General features: G+C 42.1%; 8 protein-coding genes and 4 tRNA genes. 11 read left to right on the top strand and 1 reads right to left on the bottom strand.

The window, feature by feature from the left end:
* Positions 1–113: 113 nt before the first annotated feature.
* From tssI to L2764_RS13845, 6 genes are all read left to right on the top strand, one after another.
* Positions 114–2,213 carry a type VI secretion system tip protein TssI/VgrG gene (gene tssI, locus L2764_RS13870; protein WP_248940848.1) on the top strand — a complete coding sequence of 700 codons (2,100 nt, stop codon included), beginning with the start codon at positions 114–116 and terminating at the stop codon, positions 2,211–2,213.
* Entirely contained in the window at positions 2,210–2,839 is a 630-nt protein-coding gene (locus L2764_RS13865) for a DUF4123 domain-containing protein (RefSeq protein WP_248940847.1), read from the top strand. Before tssI ends, L2764_RS13865 begins: the two co-directional genes overlap by 4 nt.
* Positions 2,840–2,845: 6 nt before the next feature.
* A complete protein-coding gene (locus L2764_RS13860) occupies positions 2,846–6,655 on the top strand; it encodes a LysM peptidoglycan-binding domain-containing protein (RefSeq protein WP_248940846.1) in 3,810 nt (1,269 codons plus the stop codon).
* Positions 6,656–6,711: 56 nt separating this feature from the next.
* On the top strand, positions 6,712–7,818 hold the full coding sequence (locus tag L2764_RS13855; RefSeq protein ID WP_248940845.1) for a hypothetical protein: 1,107 nt from the start codon (positions 6,712–6,714) through the stop codon (positions 7,816–7,818).
* Positions 7,819–8,188: 370 nt separating this feature from the next.
* Positions 8,189–8,596, top strand: a complete 408-nt coding sequence (locus tag L2764_RS13850; protein ID WP_248940844.1) for a hypothetical protein — start codon at positions 8,189–8,191, stop codon at positions 8,594–8,596.
* Positions 8,589–9,197 (top strand): hypothetical protein, encoded by a 609-nt coding sequence (locus L2764_RS13845; RefSeq protein ID WP_248940843.1) that lies wholly within the window; start codon positions 8,589–8,591, stop codon positions 9,195–9,197. Before L2764_RS13850 ends, L2764_RS13845 begins: the two co-directional genes overlap by 8 nt.
* A 655-nt stretch (positions 9,198–9,852) precedes the next feature.
* Here the strand turns inward: L2764_RS13845 and L2764_RS13840 are convergent.
* A complete protein-coding gene (locus L2764_RS13840; RefSeq protein WP_248940842.1) occupies positions 9,853–10,119 on the bottom strand; it encodes a hypothetical protein in 267 nt (88 codons plus the stop codon).
* A gap of 302 nt (positions 10,120–10,421) precedes the next feature.
* Here L2764_RS13840 and L2764_RS13835 point away from each other — a divergent pair, with 302 nt between their 5' ends.
* The 5 genes from L2764_RS13835 (at position 10,422) to L2764_RS13815 (ending at position 11,792) form a co-directional block, all read left to right on the top strand.
* Positions 10,422–10,865: an Hsp20 family protein gene (locus tag L2764_RS13835; RefSeq protein ID WP_248940841.1), complete on the top strand. Its 444-nt coding sequence runs from the start codon at positions 10,422–10,424 to the stop codon at positions 10,863–10,865.
* 295 nt (positions 10,866–11,160) lie between these two features.
* A tRNA-Met gene (locus L2764_RS13830) sits at positions 11,161–11,237 on the top strand.
* Positions 11,238–11,283: 46 nt separating this feature from the next.
* Positions 11,284–11,360, top strand: a tRNA-Met gene (locus tag L2764_RS13825).
* A gap of 46 nt (positions 11,361–11,406) precedes the next feature.
* Positions 11,407–11,483, top strand: a tRNA-Met gene (locus L2764_RS13820).
* Between the two features lie 232 nt (positions 11,484–11,715).
* Positions 11,716–11,792, top strand: a tRNA-Met gene (locus L2764_RS13815).
* The last annotated feature ends 326 nt before the right edge of the window (positions 11,793–12,118 follow it).

The raw sequence follows: 12,118 nt of genomic DNA, 5'->3' as shown, positions 1-12,118 counted from the left end.
CATGCGAGCATAAAAATCATCAATAGAGTCAGCAATAGAGTGAGCCAATGTCGTTTATTCAAGCTTTGCCGATAAGGTGATGTGGGACATAACAAAAAAGGATTTTATTAGACATGACGGTATCGGGAAGTGAGATATTAACGGGTTCTGGTCTGCGTTATCATTTTAGCGCCGAAGGACTGGATGAAACGAGTTTCGATTTAGTCGACTTTAGTTTTGAAGAGCGCTTATCACAGCCCTTTGAGGTCAAACTCAGTTTGCTAAGCCGTCAAAGTGATATTGATCCTGCCGATGTGGTGGACTTATCAGGCTTGATGCAGTGGGCGGTGAACGGTGAAACCCAGCGTCAAGTGCATGGTGTTGTCAGTCGCTTTACCAAAGGTGATACTGGTCATCACCATACTCAATATTATCTTACCTTAGTGCCGGCGTTATCCCACTTAAAGCTCAAACACAATAGCCGTATTTTTCAACAGCAAAGCGCGCTGGCGATCATTGCAACCTTACTCGGTGACATAGACATTACTGACTTTGCCTTTAATTGTGATCCCAGTCTCAGTGAAAGAGTGCGCGAGTATTGTGTGCAATACCGTGAAACCGATTTTGATTTTTTCAATCGTTTGGCCGCCGAAGAAGGTTTGTTTTATCATTTCGAACATACTGAGAGTAGCCATACGGTGGTGTTTAGCGACAGTCCGCTTAAACTCACTAAGCTCGGTGAGTCGTTCCCCTACAATGCGCTCATCGGTGGCGTGAGCGATGTGCCTTTTGTTAAACAGCTCAGCTTTACCCATAAAGTGCGTCCTTCGAGTGTCAGCTTGAAAGATTCAAGCTTCAAACAACCTGAGTACAGTTTTTTACATGAATCTCTGGCCAGTGATCTTGCTCATCAGCGAGACACTTATGAGCATTTTGATTTTCCAGGCCGCTATAAAAGTGATGCTGCAGGTGCACCGTTTGCCCAAGCAAGATTAGATTATCTACGCCGTGATGCCAAAGTGGGCCGGGCAAAAAGTAACATCATGGCCGCTAGCGCGGGCTATAAGTTTGATTTAGTCGAGCATTTAGAGACTGAATGTAATCGTGATTGGTTACTGACGTGCGTTGTGCATATTGGTGTGCAAGGGGCGGCGAGCGAAGAGACCAACAGCACCACGCCGACCACTTATAACAATGATTTTTATGTTATTCCGGCCAATAGTGCTTGGCAGGCAACGCCCACGACTAAGCCGTTGATCAATGGCGAGCAAATTGCCACGGTAGTGGGGCCAGAAGGCGAAGAAATTTTTTGCGATGAATTTGGTCGGGTGAAACTGCAGTTTTCGTGGGATAGATACAGCGACGGCGATGACTTATCCAGCGGCTGGGTACGTGTCAGTCAAGGTTGGGCGGGAGCGCAATTTGGCATGATGTCGGTGCCGCGCATTGGCAATCAAGTGATTGTGTCTTACTTCGAAGGTGATCCCGATCAACCCATTATCACTGGTCGCAGCCATGATGCGGTCAATACCCCCGCCTATGCCTTGCCGGAGCATCAAACGCGTACGGTACTGAAAACCAAAACCCACAAAGGTGAAGGCAGTAACGAGCTGTATTTTGAAGATGAAGCGGGCGAAGAGGCCATTTATTTTCATGCTCAAAAAGACATGAATACTTTGGTGGAAAATGTTCAGCGGCATGTGATTAAACACGATCAGCATTTAAGCGTGGCCAATAATCGCGTCAGCCTGATTAAGGGCAAAGATCATTTAACCATTAAAGGCGAAAGCCGCATGCAAGTGGGCAAAGATCACTCGATGCAAGTCAAAGGCAGCCAACATCAAAAAATTGCTAAAAAATATTTGCTTGAGGCCGGCAAAGAGGTGCATTTTAAATCCGGCGGAAAAATCGTTATCGAAGCGGGCGCCGAAGTCACCTTAAAAGTCGGCGCTAGCCTAGTCAAAATCGATCCCGCGGGTGTGCATCTGGTCGGCTCAGCGATTAACCTCAACTCCGGCGGCGGCGCAGGCAGTGGCAGCGGTTACGGCGGTAAAGCGCCCGAACTGCCAAAAGCCGTCGAAGAGGCGGTAGTGGCGGAAGAGGTGGCGTTGCAACTCGAAGAAGCCAGTATGGAAATGCTCGCCATTGCTGATATACCCATGACCAGTTTGTGTCAAAAGCAACTCGACGGTTCTTGTCCATTAGAAGATTGTCCATGTTTACAGGGGGCATGATGCAAAACGTATCTGTTATACGAAATGCTCCGGCAATGCAAGAATTAGATGAGGCTTTAGATCATTGGCTGGTGGCCGATATCAGCCGTGCCGATGATGCCATGGTGCAAGCTTACACTCATGAAAAACAGCCCGAGCTGAGAAAACTCTTTATCGGTAGTGCCTTTGAATATTTAGCCGATCAAAGTCCGGTGATTTTCAAGATAAGCGCTAACAGTTCGTTATTACCCATATGGCAGCAAGATGCTGGCTGGCGCACAAGTAGCGTGCTGTTTTCTGTGCCCAAAGGCGCAGATGTGTCAGTAGAGGGAGGATTAATTGAACATCTACAAGCCTTGATGAGAGTCAAAGTCACAGGCAAGGTCATCTTGTTTCGCTTCTATTCCAGTAAAATTTGGCAGGGTGTCGCCAGTGAATTAAGTGCTAATGACATTAACACCATTCTTGGGCCTGCCGCAGGTTTAAGCTGGTTTGATAAACAACAAAGTATGCAATCACTGAGGCGCGAACAGCGACAGCATAATAACCAGCCATCAAAGCAGAAACTCATTCACAGCAGCGAGGTTTGGATAGCACCGCCTACCCCTTATGTATTGCAATCAACTGTATGGACTAAATGGATTTAATCACACATGGCAACTGAAAATATTTACACAATCGTTGAAGGAGATTGTTTAAGCGTCATTGCTAAACGATACAACACATCAGTCGATGAGCTTAAAAAGCTCAATATTGATGAAATCAAAAATATTGAGCTGATTTTTACGGGGCATGAACTTAAATTACCCAGTGAAGGCGAGAATACACTCCCTGAGGAGTTTACGCCCGCTGATATTAAAATAGGTGAACGCACCGATTTAGTCACGCCACCTGAAGAGTGTGCAGGTGAAAAAACCACCTGTGGCGGAGTGAATATTGATTATGTGGATATTTTATATGTGCCTGCTCATCCACAAACGGGCAAAAAAGTCTGGTATGCCCTCACTCAAGAGGCGCTAGATAAAGTCAAACAAGAGCAAGGCTATATGGCCAGTGCGATTACTGATAATGAAGCGGCAACATTAGACAATTTAAATAACTTAGGTTTGCTATCTAAATTTCAAACTAAACCTCATGATGCATTTTTTGAAGAGACAATACAGAGAGATAAGTATCGTGCCTTGCTCACGTTTCAAACAGCATTGAATGTTAATAAAGATCAAGATGCTTGGACGGAAGAGCTTATTAATAAAAGTGCGATGACATTTGGCTTTTGTTATAGCGATAAAATTGCGAGGAAGCTTGAACTAGCAGCAGAGCAAGTACGATTAACATGGCGTGTGGGAACACCTGAAGAAATTGAGCAGTGGATAGCATCAACATATGACCGCTCACGTAAGCAAATTTCTAAGAAAATATTAGAAGACTTACTTGAGTTTTTGCAAGACGAGATAGAAGCGCTCGAAAAGCTGGCCGAGAAACAGGCTAAAAAGTTAAAGGCCGATGATAAAACTCATTTTGTATATGACCGTCAGGGTAAATATTTTACCAGTGAGCGGCAAAAAGATATTGCTGAAACAATCCAAACATTAGTGAAAAAAAGAAATAGTTTTAATATTGATGAGAAAAATATCCTTGTTAAAAGCCATGAGGATGCACGCAGCATTATAAAAGATTTTTGGCATGAACAAATGTATTTGAATCCTCAGATATTAACTTTTACTCGTGCTTTGTGTAAATTAAATGACTATGGTTTTGTTGTAAAAGAGCAATGCCTTAATCCTCATTTACTTGAAGGCACTGATGAAGCTCATTATATTCCTAAAGGATTGAAAACGGGTTGGTTAGAGTCGGATTGGCGCGAAGCGGGTTGGTTTAGCCTCGCCGATGAACTCACATTTGATCAAATAAAAGCAGTTTATGATGGCATCGGTGGTGATAAGCTGGATCCTAAAGCCAGTGAACAGGCAAAAATTCAGTCGCTCTTTACTCAAAAAAGTCAGTATAGCGTTGAGTGGGCTTATTATCCTACGAAAGCGCTATTAACTTTGATTGATCGAACTCTTAAAAAAGATCTAAATGCGCTAAAAACCCTGCTGGGTCAGCAAGGGGTCACCTTACCCGATTACTTTAAAAAAATATTATGGATTAAAAAAGTTGCCCTTGCTCGCATCGAGTTTTTGAAGAAAATAGCCGAAACCAAAGCGCAGGAAAATGCGGCCAATTTATTGTACTTTTCTGGTTTTCACACTCCGTTGGCCAGCTATACCCTATTGTGGGACGAAGACAAGTGGAAAACCCAGCCAAAAAAACTGGGTAAATTCATAAATAAGGCTGGAATTGCAGATGTGCAGCCTGTGGAGTGCTTCTTGTTATCAGAGCAAGGTAAAGCTATTTATTTGCGCGGCCCTTGGTGGTACATGCCCAAACCCTCATCATCTGCTACCGATCCTATGAGTGTATTAGCCTTAAAGCATGTCAAAGTCATTACCACTCAAATACCTTCGCCAAGCAGTAATGGTCCCGGTGATGGTGCTGTATCTTTTGCAGGCTTGATGGAAGCAGTCAAAAAAGGCTCTGAACTATCTTTGGGCACCAGTATCGCCGCCGTCATGCATAAAAATGAAAGCACATTTTGGCAAGATCAATATCATTATGAAGGAGGAGAAGGCCAAGACGGCAAATCGGGGTATATCAGTAACGCCCAAGCGCAGTTTCTGCGTTTTACCTCAGAGTCGACGGCAAATATTGGTTTACCGACCGATAAAGTCGGCGGATTGAGTATCGATAAAACCTTTTCGACGGGGGCGGCAGTTAAGTTTGGCTTTAGTCTGTTCAGTGCCCAGTATACTTTTGAAACGTGGCTGCCGTTAGCAAAAGATAATAATGGTTTAGCGGATGCCAAGGATCCCCAAAAGGCCAAAGTGACGGGTTACCCTTTAATATTGGATTATGTCACTCAATCAGATGAGCATAAAGCCTATTATGCGGGTGACATGTGTTTCAAAATTAGCGTCAGTGTGTACGGCATGGCGGCAGCCAGTATTAATCTGAGTGCAGGGATTGAATTGGGGCCGTCATCGAATAATGATGAAATCGGTGTTAGAGGGCGAGCTTATAAAGAAGCGGATTACAATCAAGCAAGAAGCTTTAAAAAAGGGTCCGTTGGCGAAACACAATACATTTCAGGTAGTGTGCCTGCGCTTGAAGGGGCGGCACAGGTGGGTGTTGGAGTGAATGCCTTTGCGGGTGTTGAAGCGGGTGGCATGGTGAAAGGCGAAGTCTTTTGGCGGCCACCGATGTTTCAATATGCAGCAGATCAAGCCAGTACACAAATAACAACCAATACCAATGTACTCGCTTCGCTTGGGAGTATTACCGCACAAGCATCTATCAGTTTTGGTATCGGCGGCGATGCGGCCATTAAACTGGTTTACGACAGTGGTTGTTTAGTCTTGATCACCGCAGCAAAATGGGCTTGTGGCCCCGGGGTGGGTGGTAAAATTGCCATCGCACTTAACCCCTATAACATCGATGCCTTTATCGGCAGTTTATTAAATCTGCTCAATAGCTCAGGTTTTAAGCATTTGCGCCTCTTAGGTGATGAGACGGGTGGTAAGTCTGATGTTATGAATGAAACGTTTGTGCGTTTGAATGAGCAATTGACGCTCGCCGTGTCTTTAGGTTTAACCATGGCCGATATGATGTTACTGCCGTTTGAGGTATTAGCCGATTATAAAAAGTCGGTTATGAAAGAAGAATATGCCCCCACAATTGCAAAACATATTATAAAAAAAGATGAAGATGCAAATAAAGTAGCGTTAAAAACTCAAGCGTGGGTGCAAAATTTACCGCCGGAGACCTTAGCGCCGTTACTCACTTGTTTGATAAATGCACAAGAGTATAGCCTGATAGAAAAGTGGGACAAATGGAACCCACCTTGGTCTGATAATGAAGATAAAGCGACACAAACTGATACTAATAACCAAGCTCAATTACAAGCTGTATTACAAATTTTGGCGTGGATCACCCCAGCGTCAAGTGCGAGTGATGAGGAAATACAAAACAAGTGCCGCCAGTTTGAAAAAACCCTATCGATTATGACCAAATCATTGGGGCAAGATGCGGTTAATTACCAAGATAAATGGCAAAGTTTTAGAGTTAATTGGCTGCAATTGGCAGAGTTTGTGGATAAGTATGACAAGCCTGATGAATCAGGTATCAAATATGGTGTAATTAATTTTAACAATTCTATGAAGATTCTTTGTAAAAACATGTGTGTCTTTAGCTATAAAAAGCTGAGTCATGATCGCAATGATGGTACCGCGTTTAAGACAAATAAGACATGTTTCTTGGCTTACTATGCTGGACCTATGTTAACTGACGAACAGAAAAAAGAAGTGGAGATGGTTAAGCAGCAAATTAAGCAGTATCAGGCACAGCCTTATTTACTTGAAATATAAAAGTATTAAGCATAAAAAATGGATATAGGAATAAAGAATAAAAAAATGATAAAAAAATGATAAAAAAAATATTAAAAATAACGGCTGGATTATTAATCTTTGTTATTGCTATTGGTATTTATAGAAGCCTACCAACTAAGGCACAACGATTAACTAGTGAGAACAATGCTCTGGGGTATGTGGAGCTATTAGCGCAAGCAAAAAACAGTCAACCTAACCCGAATATGTATGCGTCTAGTCAAATTACGCCGGATAACCCATTGTTTGATGGCGTGTTGGCTTTTCAGCGAGGTCGTTATGGACTTGCGGAACAAAAGCTAAAGCCTTTAATGGAAGCGGGTAATCTCGATGCCATGTTTTGGTATGCTGAAACCATCATGGGGGCCAGTGTGTTAGCGACTGCTGAAGCGGGAGACTTATTAGTGAAGGCTGCAGAGTTAGGCCACCCCTATGCGGCACTCAGATTAGATCCTGACTCTTATGATTGCCAACAATCCCTTGGTAATCGCTGTAGCCAAGACTGGGTGAAAAAAGGCCAAGCTAAATTAAAACAGTTGGCAGAACAAGGCGATGTTAAGGCGCTATATTATGCTAATGTGCGCGATAAACGCGGCTCAGCCGAAGACTATCAATACAATATCGATTTGGTGACCCAAGTGGTTGGTCAAGGTTACTATGCACCACTGGTCGAACAGTTAATAAGGATAAGTCACTCCAAGTCATTGACTATAGGAAAAAAACAAGCCCTTGTTGAGTTGTTAACTTTGGCTGCAAATAATAACTTTGTACCTGCAATGGCCGCATCTTATAAATATATAAAGGACAAAAATCCTCAGAAAGCTGAAAAGTTGTTGCTTAAATTAGCGAGATTAGGGAATCGAATGGCAATAAATGCTATTTTTCATTTTGATTTCCAAGCGCTGCAACAAGGTGATGAAAGTAAATTTTTTAATGCCTATAAGTTTGCTTTGGTCAGGGAGATAATTTTCAGAAAGAACAATAATGCGGAATCTATGGGCTGGGCCATTATAAGGAAAGAAATTCGACCCTTTAGGGATGGTGAAAAAGATCGTATTAAATTGGTTGCCGATGAATTTATCAGTCAAATGACCCCTGTGATCTATATTGATGAATTACATACTGAATATAATAAACATCAGTAATGTAGCCGCTTCACTTTTTATTATTTAACGATTCTTAATTTAATCCGTCTTAATTTAGCTACTGCAGTATTGTCTTTTTAGGCAATACTGCGGTAGCTATGTTTATAGTGCATGTTTTTCAAAGCCCTAGCTAGCACGTAAGAGTGAGCATTTAGCATGGGCTCTCTATTTCAAAAGAGGCCCTGCTGCTTTTTATTATTTCCACATTGAAAATACCAGTCAATTTACTGCACAAGATCATGTGTCAGATTTTAGTGAGGACGAGCAGACTATCCGTTTCATAAAAAGTGGATACATAAAGAGTGGGCATAACAAGCATATTTTTGATGACAATATTTATTTTGAGTGAATACAAATAAAAGAGAGCAATATGGATAAAGTAGCAAGCTTACAAGGCGCTGGAGAACCTCCAGAATCAGATGGTCATTATTATGCTGATTCGGCCTTTTCTTCAAATAAGAGCAGTGACATGTGGCAACAGCAAGCCCCCAATAAAAAACATGCGCTGTCTGGTATGTTTGCCATGTCTTTCGGGGACATTCGTCATGTGATCCCCAGCGGCTATATTCATGACAGCCATGAGATTATTCATGCACCGATGGATGAAGCTGAGCAGGCCACTATTCCGTTGCGTTTCGATCATGAAAAAATTTGCATGGTCAAAGGCACTCGTGATTTTTTCGCCATTATCTGTACGCTGGGTGGTTATATGTCCCTGATTTTTTTGGGGGGGGGTCATTATAGTATGCTTATTATTAATGCTTTTATTTATGAATGATAAAGAATTATTTGAATATTTGATCGAGTTTACTCTTGATTTTGGAGTTGGAGGTGCATTCATTGGTGGGTTAATGATTTTATTAACTAAACTTCCGGTTTCAGTAGGCAAAATCTTCTTTGGTGGTGCTGTACGCGATTTTGAGTTTAATCGCCGCACGGGGATGCTGACCCGCTGGAAGTATATTCCACTGACGGGGATTAAGCGCCGTACTATTAGTAAGCCTTTTAGCGAGTTTGTGCCCTATTTACATAATATTGTTACGGGTGCGGGCACCAGCGCTGGTTGGAATATGATCATGATGCATAAGGATTCTCGTCGGTTAAGTTTTGGCTCCTTCGGCATGATTAACATCACTTCTCGTGGTGATGCCATGGCTTTCTGGGACTTTATTCAATGTTATATGGACATCAGTCAGCCGCTACCCGATAGCCCGCTATTAGAAGTCAATCGCCAACTCGATCCCGTCACCCGTGAGCATGATAAACAAACTCACCGCCCAGAACGTTACTGGCGTGATATGACTCATAACGATATTCAACTCAAATCCTTGGACATGCAATCGAGTATTTCGCGCCTCGCCGCAGGTGAAGAGAGTTAGAACATATGCGTAATAGCAATACTGCTCCCGGCTCGCCTGTGCTGTTAAATAAAAAGAAACGTTAACACATCCTATCAATATTCATGTAGGCATTCACGCACTGGAGTGAATGCCTGCGGTAGCTATGGCGGAAATTAGTTTGATGAAAAGTTTCACTTAGCCTTGCCGCTTCACTTCATTCACCACGACTATCTATTTCGAGATGGGGTTTGAAACGACGATGGGGGCCGCGCCTAACGTCCCTAATGATGACTCTACTAGAACGGACTGTCAGAACGGCTTATGTGTGTTAAGAGCGTGTCGAGAAGGGTCATAATTATCTCTGTTTCTTTGAGATGTTGTGCTCAAAGTAAGGTGAATTCGGAGTACATCTTACCAAATTAATCTTGTAGGTTTGTTGTTTTAAATTTGATTTGTTGGTTTCGTTCTACCGGTTGCGGAGCGAATGATATAATGCTGATGAATATTTGATCAGCTGAGAACTCAAAGTTGGCATCATCCGCTCCAGAAGCGCATTTGCTTTTAGCATTTTTACCGATAATTGTGCTATCACTGTGTATAAATCGCCAATGGTACTTACGGAGATCTGTATCAACAGTTCCAGATTTAGTACATTCATGGCCTTCTATGGCTATTGTTCGTGTTGTGAGAGTGGTTAGTCCTTTTCCGATTTGTATACTTTTGTTTTACTATCTGCTGCATGATTAGCAACAATGACAAATTGGCAAGCTGCGATAGCTGGTAAAGTAAATTTATGTATTCCTCTGTCACCATCAAGGGGGATTTCTGCACTTGGTGGGACACAAAGGCTGTGATCAACATTTATATTGCCTCCTTCTTGAATAATATATACATCAACATCTGTGGTTTTATTATTTGTTATTGTGAGGGTTGCATTACTGGTATTAGCAATTGATTCCATACAGAAAAGAAGTAGAAAAAACCCAGTTAACGATGGCTTAATTAGCACACCTTTATTGTTGAGAATATATAAATATTAGGTAGGAACATTTGTTTGGTCAAAAATTTTTCATTTTTACCCTTGAACTTTATTTGAGCCGTCCCTATATCAGTAATGAGGCCGATTGACAGGCTTTAACTTATCAAAGTAGTGCCGAAAGGGCTGCATGACACCAAAGTGACAACGAGTGTTAATGGTAAGGCATCAAGTGCGGCAATAGCCGGCTTATTATTTAAATATTGCTTATTAATGAGGATATTACTATGCGTAATTATGATCTAACTCCCCTATACCGTAGCGCCATTGGTTTTGACCGTTTAGCTCAGCTCGCAGAGCATGCGGCAACGAAGAAAGCCAACTCTGGTTACCCGCCTTATAATATTGAATTACTCGATGAAAATAATTATCGGATCACGATGGCGGTGGCTGGGTTTAATATGAATGAGCTTGAAATAACCAATGAGGGCGATAAGTTGTTGGTTAAAGGGGTTAAGCCCGAAGCCAGTACTGAACGTAATTACTTATATCAAGGTATTGCTGAGCGGGAATTCGAACGGACTTTTCAGTTGGCCGATCATGTGAAGGTTGTTAGCGCCAATCTTGAAAATGGCCTGCTTGATATCGATCTTGAACGTGAAGTTCCTGAGGCATTAAAGCCAAGAACAATTGCTATTAATCAAGGCAAGGTTGTCAACACCGACAGTTAAATCCATGTAGAACTTAATTGAAGGGAGCTAAAGGCTCCCTTTTAGCTTTTTTAAAAGTGGAGTCCCTCAGATACTGAGCCAATTTATCCTATTGCCACTTAATTGATTTAAGTTAAACAGGGCTAGATTGGTGGATTAACTAGCATATAAGCTATAAGCGATTAATATAGCAGCAGTCATGCGGTTTTTTAGGATTAATACTTGTCAAGTGGGCACTAGATGGTTATATTGCAGCACGAATTCGGAGGTCGTCTCATTAACTTAAATGAGATTAGCGAATTTAGTTTTATACGGACGCGGGATGGAGCAGTATGGTAGCTCGTCGGGCTCATAACCCGAAGGTCGTTGGTTCAAATCCAGCTCCCGCAACCACTTTCTTTTTCTCATAGAAAGAAAAAATAATGAGAACACAATCGGACGCGGGATGGAGCAGTATGGTAGCTCGTCGGGCTCATAACCCGAAGGTCGTTGGTTCAAATCCAGCTCCCGCAACCACTTTCTTTTTCTCATAGAAAGCCAAAATAATGAGAGCACAATCGGACGCGGGATGGAGCAGTATGGTAGCTCGTCGGGCTCATAACCCGAAGGTCGTTGGTTCAAATCCAGCTCCCGCAACCACTTTATTTACTCATAGAAAGCCAAAATAATGAGAGCACAATCGGACGCGGGATGGAGCAGTTTACTAACAAGTTAGTCGAACTCAGCTTTTTATAAAGAAATTGGCGAAGGTCGTCGCCATGCTCTAATAAGCAGTAATCCAGCTTTTGTATCCACTTTCTTAACTCTGGCATATTGCAGTTGATAGGCAAGAGAGTGAAAGTAAAAAGCAAGGCTAAAAATAAAAATCGGACGCGGGATGGAGCAGTATGGTAGCTCGTCGGGCTCATAACCCGAAGGTCGTTGGTTCAAATCCAGCTCCCGCAACCACTTTTAATTTTCTTCAATATTTTCTTCAATATTTTCTTCAATATTTTCTTCAATATTTTCTTCAATATTTTCTTCAATATTTTCTGTATTATTTTTCTTTTTACTCCTCTTTATCGTTCAATCTTAATCTGTATTATCAACTCATTTTCTTCACTTCACTTAGCTTCTTCATCATCCTGTTTTTAGCTCATTGCTATGATTTGACTGTTACTATCGTTACTATCGTTACTATCGTTACTATCGTTACTATCGTTACTATCGTTACTATCGTTACTATCGTTACTATCGTTACTATCGTTACTATCGTTACTATCGTTACTATCGTT

This window comes from Shewanella surugensis, assembly GCF_023284005.1.
In the GTDB taxonomy this organism is placed as follows: Bacteria; Pseudomonadota; Gammaproteobacteria; order Enterobacterales; family Shewanellaceae; genus Shewanella; species Shewanella surugensis.
Note: the sequence above shows the minus strand (reverse complement) of the source record. Positions and strands in the feature narration are given on the sequence as shown.